The sequence below is a fragment of the Achromobacter ruhlandii genome, assembly GCF_902859695.1.
Taxonomy (GTDB): Bacteria; Pseudomonadota; Gammaproteobacteria; order Burkholderiales; family Burkholderiaceae_B; genus Achromobacter; species Achromobacter ruhlandii.
In genome coordinates, this window is the sequence record NZ_CADIJL010000003.1 from 13,955 (window position 1) to 31,588 (window position 17,634).

The window sequence follows — 17,634 nt, forward strand, 5'->3', positions numbered from 1 at the left end:
ATCGGAAAATTCTCGCGCCCGTCGCCGACCGCGTCCAGCGTTGTTACGGATTGGCGTCAGGCCGCGTCGTTCAGGTGACAGGCGCTGAACTGCATCGGCGCCACCTCGCGCAGCAGCGGCCGTTCGGTCTTGCAGCGCGGCATCGCCTGGGGACAACGCGGATGGAAGGCGCAGCCGCCCGGCGGATCCAGCGGCGACGGCAGCTCGCCCTTGATCGGCTGGTAGCTGCGGCGCCCCGGCGTGAGCGTCGGCAACTCCTTGAGCAGCGCCTGCGTGTACGGATGGTTGGCACGCTGGAACACGGTGTCGGTCGGCGCCAGCTCGACCACGCGGCCCAGGTACATGATGGCCACGCGATCCGAGATGTGGCTGACCACGCTCAGGTTGTGGCTGATGAACAGATACGTCAGATCCAGCTCGTCGCGCAGTTGCTCGAACAGGTTCAGCACCTGCGCCTGGATCGACACGTCCAGCGCCGCCACGGCCTCGTCGCACACGATCACCGAGGGTTTCAGCGCCAGGGCCCGCGCGATGCCGATGCGCTGGCGCTGGCCGCCCGAGAACTGGTGCGGATAGCGCTGCGCGAAGGCCGGGTCGAGCCCCACCTGGCGCATCAGGCCGGCGACATACTCGGCCTTGTCGCGCGCGCGGATCAGGCCGTGCGCCACCGGCGCCTCGCCGATGATCTCGCGCACCCGCATGCGCGGATTTAGTGAGGCGTAAGGGTCCTGGAAGATCATCTGCACGCCCAGCTCGTAGGCGCGCCGCTGCGGGCCCGCCATGGCCTTCACCGCCTGGCCCTGGTAGTGCACCTCACCGGAAGAGGGCGGCAGGATGCCCGAGACGATGCGACCCAGCGTCGATTTGCCGCAGCCGGATTCGCCGACAATGCCGATGACCTCGCCCGGCTGCACGTCCAGGTCCACGCCGGCCACGGCGTGCACCACCTGCGTCTTCAAACCCGCGCCCAGCAGGTTGGCGATGCGGCCGGCCAGGTCCACGTGTTGCGTGAAGCGCAGCTCCACGCCGCGCAGCGACAGGATGGGGGCGGCGTTGCGATCGGCGGCGTTCATTGGACCTCCGGCGCGCCGGCATGCCAGCAACGCACCCATTGCGACGGGCGCACTTCCACGGGCTGCGGTTCGGTCAGACAGGCCTCGCTGGCACGCGGGCAACGCCCGCGGAACGCACAGCCCTGCGGCAGGTTCAGCAACGACGGCGTCATGCCGGGAATCGGCACCAGCGGCCGGCCGCGCGATTCCGGCGTCGGAATCGAGGCGATCAGGCCGTGCGTGTAGGGATGCATCGGATGGCTGATGACGTCGCGCGTGCTGCCGGTCTCGACCACGCGGCCGGCGTACATCACCGACACGCGGTCGGCCAGGCCCGCCACCACCGCCAGGTCGTGCGTGATCCACACCAGGCCGGTGCCGGTCTCGCGGCACAGCTTCTGCACTTCGAACAGGATCTGCCCCTGGATGGTCACGTCCAGCGCCGTGGTGGGCTCGTCGGCAATGATGACGCGCGGTGAATTCAGCAGCGCGATCGCGATCGCCACGCGTTGCCGCATGCCGCCGGACAACTGGTGCGGATAGGTGCGCAGGCGTTCCTGCGGCGACGGAATGCCGACCATCGTCAGCGTCTGCAGGGCGCGCTCACGCGCCTGTTCGCGCGATACCTTGTGGTGCGCCTGCACCGCTTCGATCATCTGCGTATCGACGCGCAGCACCGGGTTCAGCGTCATCATCGGGTCCTGGAAGATCATAGCGATCTCCTGGCCCCGCAGTTGCCGCCAGCGCGCCGGCGACGCGCCGCGCAGGTCCTCGCCGTTCAGGCGCAGTTCGCCCTCGACGATGCGGCCGGGCTCGTCCAGCAGGCCCATCAGCGAGAAGCCGGTGATGCTCTTGCCCGACCCGGATTCACCCACCAGCCCCAGGATCTCGCCCTCGGCCAGCGTCAGGTCGACGCCATCGACCGCCTTGACCACGCCGTTACGGGTGAAGAAATGCGTCTTCAGTCCGCGCACATCGAGGACCGGCGACTTTTCCACAGCTTGTATCTGCATCGCGTCCGCCCTCAATTCGCGTGGCGCGGGTTGAGCACATCGCGCAGGTGGTCGCCCACCAGGTTGATGGCGATGATGGCCAGCGCCAGCGCGATGCCGGGGAAGAACGAGATCCAGTACTGGCCCGACAGCAGGTACTCGAAGCCGTTGTAGATCAGCATGCCCAGCGACGGCTCGGTCACCGGCACGCCCACGCCCAGGAACGACAGCGTGGCTTCCAGCGCGATGGCGTGTGCCAGGTCGATGGTGGCGATCACGATCAGCGGCGGCATGCAGTTGGGCAGCACGTGGCGGAACAGTACCCGCCCCCACGACAGCGACATGCAGCGCGCCGCCTCGACGTATTCCTTGCCGCGTTCGACCAATGCGGCGCCGCGCGCGGCGCGGGCGAAATAGGCCCACTGCACCACGATCAGCGCGATGATCACCTTATCCACACCCTTGCCCAGGATCGCCAGCAGCATCAACGCCACCAGGATCGCCGGGAACGACAACTGGATATCCACAATGCGCATCAGCAGCGCGTCGATGCGCCCGCCGAAGTACGCCGCGATCAGCCCCACCGTGGCGCCGATGCCGAAGGCGGCCAGCACCGACACGGTGGCCACCAGCAGGCTGGTGCGCATGCCGTACAGGATCGCCGACAACAGGTCGCGCGCCTGGCCATCGGTGCCCAGCCAGTAATGCATGCTGCCGTCGCCGCTTTCGCTGCCGGGCTTGAGCTTGGAATCCATGATGTCCAGCGTCGCCAGGTCATACGGATTCTGCGGCGCGATCCACGGCGCCAGCAAGGCGGCGCCCACGATCAGCACCAGCATCACCAGGCCCAGCGTGGCCAGCTTGCTGGCGAAGAAATCGCCCACGAAACGGCGCCACGGCGTCTGTTCCCTGGCGGCGGCGGGTACGGCAGCAGTCACGGGGGCGGTCATCGGCGGCTATCCAGGCGTACGCGGGGATCCAGCACCGTATAGATGATGTCCACCACGAGGTTCAGCATCACAAGGAAGAACACGATCAGCAGCAGGTACGCCACCACCACCGGCCGGTCCAGGTTGATGATGGAGTCGATCAGCAGCTTGCCCATGCCGGGCCACGAGAACACCGTCTCGGTCACCACCGCGAAGGCCATCACCTGGCCGAACTCCAGGCCCGCCACGGTGACCACCGGGATCAGGATGTTCTTGAGCAGGTGCACGCCCAGCACGCGCTTTTCCGAAAGCCCCTTGGCGCGCGCGAACTTGATGTAGTCCATCGGCAGCGCCTCGCGCGTGGCGGCGCGCGTCACGCGGATGATCATGGCGCACTTGGCGAAGGCGATGGTGGCGGCCGGCAGCGCCAGGCTCAGCCAGCCATCCAGCGTCAGCACGCTCAGCTGCAGCGAACCGATGCTGACGGTCTGGCCGCGGCCGCCGGCCGGCACCCAGCCCAGCATCACCGCGAACACCATGATGAGCATCAGGCCCACCCAGAAATTGGGCAGCGAGAAGCCCAGCACCGATCCGGTCATGATGGCGCGCGAGCCGGCCGCCTTGGGCTTGAGGCCCGCGATGATGCCCAGCGGCACCCCGATCAGCACCGACAGCAGCATGGCCACACAGGCCAGCTCGACGGTGGCCGGCATGCGCTCCAGGATCAGGCGCATGGCCGGCTCGCCGGTCAGGAAGCTGTTGCCGAAATCGCCGCGCACCGCCTGGCCCATGAAGATCAGGTACTGCCGCCACAGCGGCAGGTCCAGGCCAAGCGAGGCGCGGATGGCGGCGCGCTGCGCCTCGGTGGCCTCCGGACTGGCCAGCATCGATACCGGATCGCCGACCATGTAGATGCCGGCGAAGACCAGCGCCGACATGACCAGCATGACGACGATGGTTTGCAGCAGTCTTCGTACGATTGTCGCTAGCACGTCATACCGCCCGCTGCGCGCATTACTTCTTCAGCGTTGCGAACTGCGCCAGCGTGACCTGGTCGGGACGGCCCTGGTAGCGGATGTCGTTCTTCATCGCCCACACCGACAGCTCGAAGTGCACCGGCAGCATCGCGAAGTCGTCCATGGCGATGTTGCTGGCCTTGGACAGCAGCTCGGCGCGCTTGGCGTCATCCATGGTGGACGAGGCTTCCTTGACCAACTCGTCCATCTTGGGATTCGAGTAGCGGCTGCGGTTGGTGGTGCCCAGGCCGGCTTCCGGATTGCGCGTCACCAGGAGCGAAGTCAGCGCGTTCGACATCTCGCCGCTGGTCACCGACCAGCCGGCCAGATAGGCCGAGAATGCATAGCTGTCGCGGTTCTTGAAGAACACCGGCGGCGCCATGGCGTCGACGCTGGTCTTCACGCCCACGCGGGTCCACATCGAGGCGATCGCCTGCGCCACCTTGGAGTCGTTGACGTAGCGGCCCGAGGGCGAGCCCAGCGTGATCGAGAAACCGTTGGGATAGCCGGCTTCCTTCAGCAGCGCCTTGGCCTTTTCGACATCGGCCTTGGGCGCCTTGGAATGTTCCTTGCTGGAACCGAACATGGGGTAGGGCAGCAGATTGCCGGCGGGCAGCGCCACGCCCCCCATCACGCGCTCGACCAGCGCATCGCGGTTGATCGCCAGCGACAGCGCTTCGCGCACGCGCTTGTCTTTCAACGGATTCTTGTCGGTGCCCTGGATGCCGGGCGAGGGCTCGGCGTACTGGTCCAGCGCCACGTACACCACGCGCACCGACGGCGTCTCTTCGACGTACAGCTTCTTGTCGCCCTTGAGCTTGGGCAGGTCATCGGTCGGGGGATCCTCGATCATGTCGACATCGCCGGCCAGCAGGGCGGCCACACGCGCCGCGGCATTGCTGATCGGGCGATAGATCACCTTGTCCCACACGGGCTTCTTGCCCCAGTAGTTTTCATTGCGCGCCAGCACGAATTCGGCGCCGCGCTTCCACGAGACGAACTTGTAGGGACCGGTGCCGATGAGGCCGTCGCCGCTGTTCAATTCGGTGGTGGTCTTGCCTTCGGCCGCGGGGCCGGAGGCGGCCTTCTTCGACATGATGGGCAGTTGCGCCAGGTTCACCAGCAGGTTCGGCGCCACTTCCTTGGTGGTGATGCGCAGGGTCATCGGATCCACCGCTTCGGCCTTGGCCACCGAACCCAGGTAGAGCGTGAACGGCGACGGGCTGTTCGGCACCTTGGGCACGCGGTCATAGGTGAAGACCACGTCTTCGGCGGTGAACGGCGACCCATCGGAGAATTTGACGCCTGGCCGCAGCTTGAAGGTCCACACCTTGCCGTCGACGGTCCAGGATTCGGCCAGCGCGGGCACCGGCTTGAGCTGCGCGTCGGTGGCCACCAGCGTGTCGAAGATGGTCTGGGATATCTGGGTGTTCGGCGTCAGCGCGTGATACTGCGGATCCATCGACGATGGCTCGGTCTTCAGCCCGATCACCAGATCGCGCGCCAGCGCCGAATTGAGGGTGCCGAAGGCCAATAGAACCGCTACCGAACCACAGGCCAACGCACGCGAAAACCGAGATGCCATCATGATCTCCCAGGGATGTTTCGGGTTTTAAACCTCTGGCGCACCTTAACCAGCAAACAAGGCCCCGCGCAACAGTTATATTCCCCTATTGTCCTTGCCTCGCGTTGTCCCCGATATGTCCGTCCATGCCCCTATTGCCGCCATTGCCACCGCCCCCGGAAGAGGCGGCATCGGCGTCGTGCGCGTTTCTGGTGCGGACCTGTCCGAATTGGTGCGTCGCCTGTTCCAGCGCGAACTCACGCCCCGCCATGCGCACTATCTGCCGTTCAAGGCGGTCGATGGCGAGCTGCTCGACGAAGGCATCGCGCTGTACTTCAAGGGACCGCATTCCTACACCGGCGAAGACGTGCTCGAACTGCAAGGCCACGGCGGCCCCGCGGTGCTGCGACGCGTGCTCGACAGCTGCCTGGCGGCGGGCCGCGACCTCGGGCTGCGGCTGGCCGAGCCGGGTGAGTTCACCCGCCGCGCGTTCCTCAATGACCGCATGGATCTGGCGCAGGCCGAAGCGGTCGCCGACCTGATCGAGGCCTCTTCGGTGGCGGCCGCGCGCGGCGCCATGGCCTCGCTGTCGGGCGACTTCTCGGCGCGCGTCAACGACCTGTCCGACCGCATCATTCACCTGCGCATGCTGGTCGAGGCCACGCTCGATTTTCCCGAAGAGGAAATCGACTTCCTTGAGAAATACCAGGCGCGCCCCACGCTGGAAAAGCTGGCCGGCGACCTCGGTCATCTCATCGCCCAGGCGCGCCAGGGCGTGATCCTGCGCGAAGGTCTGCATGTGGTGCTGGCGGGCCAGCCCAACGTCGGCAAATCCAGCCTGCTGAACGCGCTGGCCGGCGACGACGTCGCCATCGTCACGCCGATCGCCGGCACCACGCGCGACAAAGTGGTGCAGCAGATCCATATCGACGGCGTGCCGCTGCACATCGTCGACACCGCCGGCCTGCGCGAAACCGAAGACACGGTGGAGAGCATCGGCATCGCCCGCAGCTGGCAGGAAATCGAACGCGCCGACGTCATCCTGCACCTGCAAGACGCCACCCAGCCGGGCGACGAACTGGACGCGCAGATCACCGCGCGCCTGCCGCCGCGCACGCCGGTATTGAAGGTTTTCAACAAGGTGGACCTGTTATCCACAGCGTTTGTCGCCGGTCCCGACGAACTGGGCATTTCCGCCAAGCGCGGCGCCGGCCTGGACGCGTTGCGGGCCGAACTGCTGCGCATCGCCGGCTGGAATCCCGGCGCCGAGTCGCCCTGGCTGGCGCGCGAGCGCCATCTGCACGCGCTACAGGAGGCCGCCGACCACCTGGCGCTGGCGGCCGAGCACGCCGAACAGGACGACCGCGTGCTGGACCTGTTCGCCGAGGAACTACGGCTGGCGCATGACAGCCTGTCGAGCATCACCGGAAAGTTCACCAGCGACGATTTGCTGGGCGAGATCTTCTCAAGCTTCTGCATCGGGAAATAGCGCTCATGGCCGCCTCAGCCAGTACGCCTCACCGGATCCGCCCGGCGACGGTCGATGACCTGGCGGCGGTCGAACGCATCGTCCACGACGCCTACCGTCATTACGTGGCGCGCATCGGCGCCACGCCGGGACCGATGCGCGACGATTACCGCATGCGCATCGCGCAGGGTCAGACGCAGGTGCTGGAAGACGAGACCGGCATCCAGGCCGTGCTGGTCCTGGTGCGCGAAGCGGATTGCCTGTTGCTCGACAATGTGGCGGTGTCGCCTGGCGCGCAAGGGCGCGGCTATGGCCGCGCGTTGATGCAATGGGCGGAAATCGCGGCGCGGCAGGCCGGGTATCGCCGCATCCGGCTCTATACCCAGGAAGCGATGAGCGAGAACATCGCCATCTATCAGCGCTATGGCTATGTCGAAACGCATCGCGCCGAAGAGATCGGCCTGAAGCGCGTATTCATGGCCAAGCGCCTGGATTGATCAGCTCGAAATAAATGAGCAATAGCTCACTTATTTAAAAAACCCCACGCCGCTGGCGACTGCAAATCCATCCACGGCCGTTTCGCCACGACAGGTTGACGTCGCTCGTCAAGGCCACCGATTTCGACGTCAATGACGACCGGCAGAACGAAGGAATCCAGCGCCCATCTCCCTCCGCTCTCATTCATCAACATCCATTCCAAAAAATATATGAGCTTTTGCTCACACCTATTTTCATGGGACTTTTCATAAAAAACACGCGAATCAGGCATCACTCGGCTTCTTTCCTGGCAGCACCGGCGCCGCCTTCAAGGTCTCGCGCGCAATGCGATTGCTGGCCAGCGATTTCGCATACACCGAATCCGGCCGGATGCGTTGCGCGATCACGAAGCCGGTGATGCACGCCAGCATCAGCGGCAACATCACCTCATAGCTCAACGTCATCTCGAAGATCATCAAGATCGACATCAGCGGCGCATAGGTCGTGGCCGCCAGCAGCGCCCCCATGCCGACCACCGCGTAGCTCGACACCGCAGACAGGTCGCCAGCGGGAAACAACGCATGCAGGCCGGAGCCGTACAGCGCCCCGACCGCCGCGCCCACGAACAGGGTTGGCGTGAACACGCCGCCGATCGCGCCGGAGCCGACGCTGGCGCCGGTGGCCACGATCTTGAACAGCAGGATCGCCGCCACTGCCTGCCAGGCCCATTCCGTGTGCAACATGCTGTTGACCACGCTGTAGCCGTTGCCCCAGACCTCGGGTTTGAACACCGACAGGGCGCCGACCACCAGTCCGCCCAGCGCCATCTTGGCCCACAACGGCAGGGTCAGGCGGCGAAAAAGCGCCTTCGACCCATCGAGAAACCGCAGGAATTGCGGCGCCACCATCCCGGCGATCAGGCCCAGCCCCAGGTAATTGACGACTTCCCAACCCGACACGAATTCGAACGGCGGCATGTGAAAGACCGCGTCGTAGTGCAGGATCTGGCGCGTCACGATATTGGCGACCACCGATGACACCACCAGGGGCACCAGCGTGGCCGACGAGATGGCGCCGTAGACGATCTCGGAAATGAACAGCGCGCCCGCGATCGGCGCGTTGTAGGCAGCGGTGATCCCGGCGGTGGCGCCGCAGGCCACCAGCAGCCGCAGATGCCGGGGCGGCAAGACCAGGTAGCGGCCCGACAGCGACGAGAACATCGCCGCCAGCTGCACCATCGGCCCTTCACGGCCGATCGACGCCCCCGAACCGATTGAAAACAAAGAAGAAATGCTGCGCGCCACGGTCTGGCGAAAGCCGATCACGCCGCGGCCGATGGCAATGGCTTCCATGTAGTCGGCGGCGCCCCGGGGCGGCAGGCGCCTGGCGGCGGCCTGCAGGATCAGCCCGGCGATCGCGCCTCCGGCCGCCGGCAGCAGGAAACGCTCCCAGGACGCCAGCCCGCGCGCCAGCGACACCATGCCGTGCGGCGAATCGACCCCGCCCAGCAACATCTGTATCCAGCCCAACAGCTCCCGAAAGATCACGGTCGCCAGCGCGCCGGCCAATCCCATCAGCGCGGCCGCGCACAAGGTCGCGGGCAGATTGTCGGCCAGCAAACGGCCTCTCAGCCAGGTCGCCCAGGCCGGTTTCTTGATTCTGAGTTGTCGTGCCATGGGCGGATTCTACGGCGGAAATCTGCTCACTTTTTGTTCAGCCCAACGTCAACCGCGTCGGGACGCCACCCCTCACATAGCCGCTTCCAGCAGCGCCTCCAGGGGCCTTTACGGGCCTGGAAAGGGGCGAAAACCTGGGTAGGCAAGGGGTGTTTTTTCGGGGTAAAAGTGCCGCTTCCCGACCCGGTTCGGCAGAACAGGGCTGTGGATAACTCCTAAGGCGGCGGGTTGTGCACATTGTGTGGAGGCGAGTTGAACAAGCGGGGGTTTTCGGTCGGGTCCGAAATCTTGTCCAACTTCGGCTCTTTTCCCACACAGAGTTCTTGCACAGCCAAAAACGCTCGCAACCTGATGAAAAAAAACAGGTTTCCAAGGTTAAGGTAGTTATCCACAGGCCTTATTAATCATTAGTCTTTATATAAAGAGAAATACAGGGAAAAGACAAACATGCTTTCTCCTACCTCCCAGCCACGCCCCCCCGGACTCCGTCCATGCGCATCCTCCTGATAGAAGACGAAGCCGAACTTGCTCGCTGGCTCTCAAGAAGCCTGGCCCGGCATGCGGGCTTCGTTGTCGAATGGGCTGATGACGGATTGATCGCCGAAAGAAGGTTGGCGGTCGAAGAGTTCGATGCGGTCATCCTCGACCTGGGACTGCCGGGCATGGATGGCCATACCTTGCTGGCGAAGATCCGCGCGCGGGACGACCGTACGCCGGTGCTGGTCCTGACCGCGCGCGATTCACTGGCCGAAAAAATCGGGACACTTCATGAAGGCGCGGACGATTTCCTGCCGAAACCGTTTGTTGTGGAAGAGTTGGAAGCGCGATTGATCGCGCTGGTACGCCGCAGCCGCGGTCGCGAACATCCGCGGCTCGCCCTGGGAAACCTGGTTTTCGAGACTTCCGCGCAAAAATTCTCGGTCTCCGGACAGACTTTGCAGTTATCCCCACGTGAACACGCGGTCCTGCGAGTGCTGATCCAGAAAAGCGGCGAACCGATCAACAAGCAGCAGATCCTGGATCGCATCGTGACCGACGATGCCGACATCAACCTCGAAGCCATCGAGGTGCTGGTGCACCGGCTGCGCAAAAAATTGACGGATACCGGCGTGCAGATCACCACCATGCGGGGCATGGGGTACTGCCTGGAGAACGCTGTTGACAACTAGTTTTCCGGAAAAAACCCCGGTTTCCAGGAAAAAAAGCCGCAATCGCACCTTGAAGACGCAGTTGCTCTGGTGGCTGATTCCGACACTGGTGCTGGTGATGATGGGCGCCCTGTGGCTGTCCAACCACCAGCTGCGCAACCAGGTCGACATCGCCTATGACCGATCGCTCGCCGGCGCGCTGCGCGCGATCGACCACAACATATCCACAGCCAGCGGTGGATTAGCCATGGAGCAGCCGTACCTGATGCTGGAATTCTTCGAGCTGACGGCCAATGGCAGCGTGTTCTACCGCGTGGCCACCGAGGACGGGCTGGCCGAAATCGGCCATCCCGGCCTGCCCATGCCAAGCCAGCCGCTGGTATCCGGCGAACCGCAGTTTTTCTATGCCACCTACCTGGGCGCGCCGGTCCGCGTCGCGGCCCTGGCCCGGGCCATGGACCCGCCGCTGTATGCCAACAAAGGGGGACGGGTTATCGTCCAGGTTGCCGAGGGCCTGGAAAGCCGCCAGGCCTTCCTGCACCAGGTGCTGGTACGCTCGGTCGAACGCGACCTGGCGGTGATCCTGATCAGCGTCCTGGTCATCGTCCTGGGGGTTTTCATGGCCCTGCGCCCCCTGGAGCGCCTGCGCCAGGAAGTGGAAGGGCGTTCCGCGGACGATTTAAGCCCCGTCAGCGCGTCGGAGATGCCAGGTGAGGTCCTACCCCTGGTGGCGGCCGTAAACCTCCACATGGCCCGCTACGCGGCCCAGGCGAGGGTCCAGAGCCAGTTCCTGGACGACGCCTCGCACCAGTTGCGCACGCCTTTGTCGGTTTTGCGCACCCAGACAGCATATGCCTTGCGCGAAACATGCCCCCAGGAGGTCCGTACAGCCCTTCTGGCGATGCAAGAGGGGTTGGACAGGGCCGTACGCACCACCAACCAGATGCTGGCCCTGGCGCGCGCTAAAGACGCCTCGCTGGCCGAAGGCGGCCTGGCGGCCGAGCCGGTCGACCTGGTCGGGCTGGCCCACGGCGTCATCCGGGCCCTGTTGCCGACCGCCCGTGCGCGGCAGATCGACATCGGCCTGGACGCCGGCGACGACCCGGTGCGGGTCCAGGGCGTGGACTGGCTGCTGCGCGAGGCGGTCAGCAACCTGGTCGACAATGCCATCCGCTACACCGCCCCAGGCGGCGTGGTCACGGTGGTGGTGCGCGGCGAGTCGGGCCAGGCCAGCCTGGCCGTGGAAGACAGCGGTCCCGGCATGTCGGCCGAAGACATCGCCCGGGCCGGCATCCGCTTTCGCCGCGGCGCGGCCGGCAAGAACAAGCCCGGCGCCGGCCTCGGACTGGCCATCGTCGACACCATTGCCGGGCTGCTGGGAGCGAGCCTGGTGCTGGAGAACCGGGCGCCCCTGCCAGGCCTGCGCGCCGCTTTGGTGTTTTCCCTCGAAACGGCGTCCGATGTTGCGCCGCATCAGGAAAATGGCGATTTTTGAAAGGTGTTGGAAAGCTTCGATTTTGTACGGTTGCATCCGCTGGAGCCCGACCCGGCGGCAGACCGCCCCGATCGCCAGCCATGCCTAGACCTATAAATTCGGAGACGCAAGAATGCAGACCAGCCTCAAGCTGCGCCTGGCCGCCGTCGCGGCGCTCGGCGCGATCACCCTTTCCCTGGGCGCCGCCCATGCCGCTGACGAGCCGCGCCGCCCCGAGTGCATTGCGCCGGCCCAGCCCGGCGGCGGCTTCGACCTGACCTGCCGCCTGGCCACCGAGGGCCTGAAGCAGAGCGGGGCGCTCAAGAGCGCCATGCGCATCGTGTACATGCCTGGCGGCATCGGCGCCGTGGCCTACAACAACATCGTGGCGCAGCATCCCAACGAGCCCGGCACCATCGTCGCATTCTCGGGCGGTTCGCTGCTGAACCTGGCGCAAGGCAAGTTCGGCAAGTACAACGTCAACGACGTGCGCTGGCTGGCGGCCATCGGCACCGATTACGGCGTGGCCGTGGTGCGCAACGATTCGCCGTACACCGACCTGAAAGGGCTGATGGAAGCCTTCAGGCAGGATCCGACCAAGATCGTGCTGGGCGCGGGCGGCACCGTCGGCAGCCAGGACTGGATGAAAGCCGCGCTGACCGCCAAGGCGGCCGGTGTCGATTTCAAGAAGATGCGCTTCGTGGCCTTTGAAGGCGGCGGCGAGGCCGTGACGGCGCTGCGTGGCGGCCATATCCAGGCCTACATGGGCGATGCCGCCGAGGCCTTCACGATGCTGGAAGGCGGCGCCCCCATCCGCGTGCTCGCGGTGTTCAATGACCAGCGCCTGCCAGGCAAGCTGGGCACGGTGCCGACCGCGAAAGAACAGGGCTACGACATCGTCTGGCCCATCATCCGTGGTTTCTATGTCGGCCCCAAGGTCTCGGATGCCGACTACCAGTTCTGGGTCAATGCCTTCAATCGCGTTGCCGACGCGCCCGAGTTCGCCAAGCTGCGCGAACAGCAGGGCCTGTTCCCCTTCAACAAAACCGGCGCCGACCTCGATGCTTACGTCAAGCAGCAGGTTAAGCAATACGCCGAACTGGCCGATTCCTTCGGCCTGATCAAGAAATAAGCCACAAGGCTTGCCCTCCGACCGCGCGCGGGTGAACGCGCACCTTGTGCCGCCGGCCCGCAACCGGCGGCCGGGGCGGGCTTGCGCCGCGCGGTCCTTCTACTAACGGAAAGCTGATCATGAACGATCGAATACTGGGCATCGCGGCGTTGGCGCTGGCGGCCTTCATGACCTGGGCGGGGTGGGGCATCGAGGCACCGTTCGCCTATGAACCGGTGGGCCCGCGCGCCTTCCCGCTGCTGCTGGCGTTGATCATCGGCCTGTGCGGGTTGCGCCTGGCCTACAAGGGCGGCAACGCGGTCGAGCCCAATCCCGCCGGCGCCAATGGCCGCATCGCGCTGATGGTGGTGTTCGCCGCGGCGTATGCGTTCCTGTTCCAGTGGCTCGGCTTCATCATCGCCACCGCGCTGATGACGGTCTTCGTCGGCCGCCTGTTCGGCGGCGGCTGGGCCAAGTGCGCGATCGGCGGCATCGTCATGAGCGCTTTCTTCTTTGTCCTGTTCGACAAGGTGCTGGACGTGGTCCTGCCCGGCGGACTGCTGGAGAACCTGATATGAGCGGAATCCTCGATCACCTGTCGATCGGCTTTGGCGTGGCGCTGTCGTGGACCAACATCCTGGTGGCCGCGATCGGTTCATTCTTCGGCACCATGGTCGGCGTGCTGCCCGGCCTGGGCCCGATCAACGGCGTGGCGATGCTGATCCCGATCGCGTTCGCCATGAACCTGCCGCCCGAGACCGCGCTGATCCTGCTGGCGGCCGTGTACGTTGGCGCGGAATACGGCGGCCGCATCACCTCGATCCTGCTGAACGTGCCGGGCGAGGCCAGCGCCATCATGACCACGCTCGACGGTTATCCGCTGGCACGCCAGGGGCTGGCCAACGTCGCCCTGTCGCTGTCGGCGTGGTCGGCGTTCTTCGGCGCCATCGTGTCGGTGGTGGGCATCATCCTGCTGGCGCCGCTGTTGGCCAAATGGGCGCTGGCCTTCGGTCCGGCCGAATACTTCGTGCTGATGATCTTCGCCTTCTGCTGCCTGACCAGTCTGCTCGGCAAGCAGCCCATCAAAGGCGTGCTGGCGGCGATGATCGGCTTGTCGATCTCGGTGATTGGCGTGGATGCGAATTCGGGCGTATACCGCTACACCTTCGACTCGGTGCACCTGGCCGACGGCATCGATTTCGTGGTGGTGGTGATCGCGCTGTTCGCGGTCAGCGAGATGCTGGAGATGCTCGAGAAGGTGATGGCGGGGCACAGTGTCGAGGTCAAGCCCAGCGGCCGCAAGCTGTTCAACCTGAAAGAGCTGGCCTTCACCTGGTGGAGCGTGGTGCGCAGCGCCTTCGTCGGCTTCGGCGTGGGCGTGCTGCCGGGCGCGGGCGCCAGCGTGGCCGCCGCCGTGGCCTATTCGCAGGAAAAGCGCATCATCGAAGCCAAGGATCCCGATGCCAAGTTTGGCAAGGGAGACATGCGCGGCCTGGTCGCGCCCGAAGCCGCCGCCACTTCCTCGGCCATCGGTTCTTTCGTGCCGATGCTGACGCTGGGCGTGCCGGGTTCGGGCACCACCGCCGTGATGATGGGCGCGCTGACGCTCTACAACATCACGCCGGGGCCGGTGCTGTTCGATTCCAAGCCGGAATTGGTGTGGGGCCTGATCGCCTCGTTGTTCGTGGCCAACGTGCTGCTGTTCGTCATGAATGTGCCCATGGTGCGCCTGTTCTCGAAGGTGCTGTCGGTGCCGGGCTGGCTGATGGTGCCGGGCATCCTGTGCATCAGCTACATCGGCGTGTACGCGATCAACGCGGGCACGTTCGATCTGCTGCTGGTGGCCGGCATCGGCACGCTGGGCTACTTCCTGCGCAAGTTCGGCGTGCCAATGGCGCCGCTGGTGCTGGGCGTGGTGCTGGGGGACATGATGGAACAGAACCTGCGCCGCGCCCTGTCGATGACCGACGGCAATGTGTCGGTGCTGTTCGCCAGCCCGGTCGCCATCGCGCTGTGGACGGCCGCCATCGCCGTCGTGGTGGTGCCGCAGATACTGCGCCGCGCGCGCCGGGCCAGGAAGGTTGCCGCCGAACCGATGTGACGTGTTCCGCGCCGCGGCCCCGCCGGCACGGGGCCGCGCGACGTCGGAGCCTGTCACGCCGGAAGTCGTTCAGAAGCGCCGCGGCGCTCTTTTTTTCATCGCCGCGTTTTGTGTCGAGACAAAATAAAAGCGCCCGGACAGGGCGCTTTGTCTTGATCCGAGACGTTCTCAGACCTGCGCCAGGCGTTCCAGCGCCGCATCGAGCGTGGCGTCCTTCTTGGCGAAGCAGAAGCGCACGATGCGATGGTTCGATTCGGCCGCGTCGGGCTTCTGGTAGAAGGCGGAAACCGGAATCACCGTAACGCCGTGGCGCACCGTCAGGTCGCGCGCGAAGTCCGCTTCGTTCTGCTTGGAGATTTCGCTGTAGTCCGCCAGCAGGAAGAAGGTGCCGGGGCTGGGCAGCGGCTTGAAGCGTGTCTTGGCCAGGCCTTGCGACAGGCGGTCGCGCTTGGCCTGGTAGAAGGCCGGCAGCGCCAGGTAAGGCTTGGGGTCGCGCATGAATTCAGCCAGTGCGAACTGCATCGGCGACGGGACCGTGAACACCATGAACTGGTGCACCTTGCGCAGCTCGGCGCTGAGCTGGCGCGGCGCGCAGCAATAGCCGATCTTCCAGCCGGTGGTGTGATAGGTCTTGCCGAACGACGAGATCACGAATGCGTGCTCGGCCAGCAACGGGCGGCGCGCCACGCTGGCGTGCGGTTTGCCGTCGAACACGATGTGTTCGTAGACCTCGTCCGACACCAGCAGCACGCCGGTATCGCGCACGATGGCTTCGAGCGCATCCAGGTCGCTATCGTCCAGCACCGCCCCGGTCGGGTTGTGTGGAAAGTTCAGCATCAGCAGGCGGGTCTTCGACGTGATGGCGTCGCGCACACGCTGCCAGTCGATGCGGTAGTAGGGATCGTCCGCGGTCGGCGCGCGCAGCGGCACCGGCACGGCCGTGCCGCCGGCCAGGCGGATGGCGGGCAGGTAGGAGTCGTAGCACGGCTCGATGACCACGACCTCGTCGCCGCTGTTGACCGCGGCCAGCACGGTGGCCATCAGCGCTTCGGTGGCGCCGCTGGTGACGGTGATCTCGGTTTCCGGATCGTAGGCGCGGCCGTACAGGGCCTGCGTCTTGGCGGCGATGGCCTCGCGCAACGGCGCCACGCCGGGCATGTAGGGATACTGGTTGTGGCCGTCGGCCATGGCCTTGCTGACCAGCGCGCATAGCGCGGGATCGGGATCGAAGTCCGGAAAGCCCTGGCCCAGGTTGATGGCCTTGTGCTCGATGGCCAGGCGGCTCATGACGGTGAAGATGGTGGTGCCGACGTCGGGAAGTTTGGATCGGATCATGGTGGACGCGAAAAGGAACGCTGGGTGTGCGCAAGAGTTTTCGTAAGTATCCCACTAACTCATAATTCGGGATTCTCATGAGCTTATGGCGTGGGCGGTATCGTGCTTCGGAACATGTGGTGGAGGGTCGTTGGCGGTTTGGCGATCGCGCTGGCCGGCGCGTTGCTGGCGGTATGGGCGCATCTGCCCTTGCCATGGATGCTGGGCGCGCTGCTGTTGACCGCGGCGGTGCGCATCGCGGGCGGCGGCACGGTGTGTCCACGGCCGGCGCGCAACGCCGGCCAATGGGTCATCGGCACCTCGCTGGGCCTGTATTTCACGCCACAGGTCATCGGTCATATCGGCAGCAATGCCGGCCCCATCATTGCGGGCATGCTGTTCGCACTGGGGTTGGCATTCATCGGCACGGCGCTGCTGCGGCGCTACACCGATGCGGATTTCAAGACCGCCTGGTTTGCATCGGCGATCGGCGGCGCCAGCGAAATGGCGAGCCTGGCCGAGCGCCATGGCGCCCGTATCGATCGCGTGGCGACTGCGCACAGCGTGCGGGTGCTGCTGGTGGTGGTGACGGTGCCGTTCATCTTCCAGTGGTGGGGCGTGGCAGGCCTGGATCCCACCGTGCCGGGGCCGCGTACCGTGCATGGCGCGGGCCTGGCGGAGCTGGTGGCGCTGACCTGTGTCGGCGGCCTGCTTTTCATGAAGTTGCGTTGGCCCAATCCCTGGGTATTGGGGCCGATGCTGGTGGCGATGACGTTGACCGCGTTCGGCATCGAACTGTCGGCGTTGCCGGACTACGTGCCGAAGATCGGCCAACTGCTGATCGGCTGGTCCTTGGGCGATCGGTATCGGCCGGACTTCTTTCGCGCCGCGCCGCGCTTCATCGCGGTGGTGGCGGCGTTCACGGTGGTCGCGCTGGCGCTGGCATTCGGCCTGGGCGCGTTGCTGTCGCTATGGTCTGCGGCGCCGATTCCGACGTTGATCCTGGGCACCACGCCGGGCGGCATCGCCGAGATGGCGATCACGGCCAAGGTGCTGCAGCTGGGCGTGCCGGTGGTTACCGCATTCCACGTGACCCGCATGGTATTCGTCGTGCTCGTCACGGGTCCGATGTATGCGTGGCTGGCGCGGCGGCAGGCAAATTCCGCGTAGCGGTATTGGGTTTCCAGTCAGAAAAATACGACATTGGGGAAAACAACTATATGACTCTGTAATGTGGGGTGAGTATGCTGGTTTCCGCAGTTGATTCAAGCAGCGCGCGGACTTGTCTGCCGCTTTTGCGGCAAGCGAGAAC

16 protein-coding genes are annotated in these 17,634 nt (G+C 65.4%); 8 read left to right on the forward strand and 8 right to left on the reverse strand.

The genetic code is table 11. From position 1 onward, the window contains the following. Positions 1–56: 56 nt before the first annotated feature. The 5 genes from HV742_RS04415 to HV742_RS04435 are packed head-to-tail and all read right to left on the reverse strand — an operon-like array spanning position 57 to position 5,574. Positions 57–1,073, reverse strand: coding sequence for an ABC transporter ATP-binding protein (locus HV742_RS04415; RefSeq protein ID WP_175144584.1), 1,017 nt, complete (start codon positions 1,071–1,073; stop codon positions 57–59). Further along, a complete protein-coding gene (locus HV742_RS04420; RefSeq protein WP_054504527.1) occupies positions 1,070–2,065 on the reverse strand; it encodes an ABC transporter ATP-binding protein in 996 nt (331 codons plus the stop codon). Before HV742_RS04420 ends, HV742_RS04415 begins: the two co-directional genes overlap by 4 nt. Before the next feature lie 11 nt (positions 2,066–2,076). Continuing rightward, positions 2,077–2,994 (reverse strand): ABC transporter permease, encoded by a 918-nt coding sequence (locus HV742_RS04425; protein WP_049052305.1) that lies wholly within the window; start codon positions 2,992–2,994, stop codon positions 2,077–2,079. Next, positions 2,991–3,965: an ABC transporter permease gene (locus HV742_RS04430; RefSeq protein ID WP_006389548.1), complete on the reverse strand. Its 975-nt coding sequence runs from the start codon at positions 3,963–3,965 to the stop codon at positions 2,991–2,993. The genes HV742_RS04425 and HV742_RS04430 overlap by 4 nt, the downstream gene beginning before the upstream one ends. Positions 3,966–3,987: 22 nt before the next feature. After that, complete coding sequence (locus HV742_RS04435) at positions 3,988–5,574, reverse strand: ABC transporter substrate-binding protein (RefSeq protein WP_175144585.1); 1,587 nt, start codon at positions 5,572–5,574, stop codon at positions 3,988–3,990. 115 nt (positions 5,575–5,689) lie between these two features. On the opposite strand from HV742_RS04435, the gene mnmE reads away from it, so the two are divergent. Beyond that, positions 5,690–7,042 carry a tRNA uridine-5-carboxymethylaminomethyl(34) synthesis GTPase MnmE gene (gene mnmE, locus HV742_RS04440; protein ID WP_175144586.1) on the forward strand — a complete coding sequence of 451 codons (1,353 nt, stop codon included), beginning with the start codon at positions 5,690–5,692 and terminating at the stop codon, positions 7,040–7,042. Positions 7,043–7,047: 5 nt separating this feature from the next. Beyond that, a complete protein-coding gene (locus HV742_RS04445; protein ID WP_059268709.1) occupies positions 7,048–7,518 on the forward strand; it encodes a GNAT family N-acetyltransferase in 471 nt (156 codons plus the stop codon). Positions 7,519–7,544: 26 nt separating this feature from the next. On the opposite strand, the gene HV742_RS04450 is transcribed toward HV742_RS04445, so the two are convergent. Together HV742_RS04450 and HV742_RS04455 are read right to left on the reverse strand one after the other, a co-directional pair. Continuing rightward, entirely contained in the window at positions 7,545–7,790 is a 246-nt protein-coding gene (locus HV742_RS04450) for a hypothetical protein (protein WP_175144587.1), read from the reverse strand. Further along, entirely contained in the window at positions 7,783–9,174 is a 1,392-nt protein-coding gene (locus HV742_RS04455; RefSeq protein WP_059268707.1) for a ClcB-like voltage-gated chloride channel protein, read from the reverse strand. Before HV742_RS04455 ends, HV742_RS04450 begins: the two co-directional genes overlap by 8 nt. 491 nt (positions 9,175–9,665) lie before the next feature. Between HV742_RS04455 and HV742_RS04460 the strand changes: the two genes are divergently transcribed. The 5 genes from HV742_RS04460 to HV742_RS04480 all read left to right on the forward strand — a co-directional run bounded on the left by HV742_RS04460 (position 9,666) and on the right by HV742_RS04480 (position 15,008). Beyond that, the gene (locus tag HV742_RS04460) at positions 9,666–10,343 is read left to right on the forward strand and encodes a response regulator (RefSeq protein ID WP_049077324.1); all 678 of its coding nucleotides are present in this window, start codon (positions 9,666–9,668) and stop codon (positions 10,341–10,343) included. 97 nt (positions 10,344–10,440) lie between these two features. Continuing rightward, positions 10,441–11,817, forward strand: a complete 1,377-nt coding sequence (locus HV742_RS04465; protein ID WP_059272874.1) for a sensor histidine kinase — start codon at positions 10,441–10,443, stop codon at positions 11,815–11,817. Between the two features lie 112 nt (positions 11,818–11,929). Continuing rightward, positions 11,930–12,928 carry a Bug family tripartite tricarboxylate transporter substrate binding protein gene (locus HV742_RS04470; protein WP_049077321.1) on the forward strand — a complete coding sequence of 333 codons (999 nt, stop codon included), beginning with the start codon at positions 11,930–11,932 and terminating at the stop codon, positions 12,926–12,928. 119 nt (positions 12,929–13,047) lie between these two features. Beyond that, positions 13,048–13,485: a tripartite tricarboxylate transporter TctB family protein gene (locus HV742_RS04475; RefSeq protein WP_049077319.1), complete on the forward strand. Its 438-nt coding sequence runs from the start codon at positions 13,048–13,050 to the stop codon at positions 13,483–13,485. Further along, positions 13,482–15,008, forward strand: a complete 1,527-nt coding sequence (locus tag HV742_RS04480) for a tripartite tricarboxylate transporter permease (RefSeq protein ID WP_175144588.1) — start codon at positions 13,482–13,484, stop codon at positions 15,006–15,008. The genes HV742_RS04475 and HV742_RS04480 overlap by 4 nt, the downstream gene beginning before the upstream one ends. 168 nt (positions 15,009–15,176) lie before the next feature. Here HV742_RS04480 and HV742_RS04485 read toward each other — a convergent pair whose 3' ends face one another. Beyond that, positions 15,177–16,343 (reverse strand): pyridoxal phosphate-dependent aminotransferase, encoded by a 1,167-nt coding sequence (locus HV742_RS04485; protein WP_059268703.1) that lies wholly within the window; start codon positions 16,341–16,343, stop codon positions 15,177–15,179. Between the two features lie 114 nt (positions 16,344–16,457). On the opposite strand from HV742_RS04485, the gene HV742_RS04490 reads away from it, so the two are divergent. After that, positions 16,458–17,492, forward strand: coding sequence for an AbrB family transcriptional regulator (locus HV742_RS04490; protein ID WP_054418877.1), 1,035 nt, complete (start codon positions 16,458–16,460; stop codon positions 17,490–17,492). Positions 17,493–17,634 lie beyond the last annotated feature (142 nt).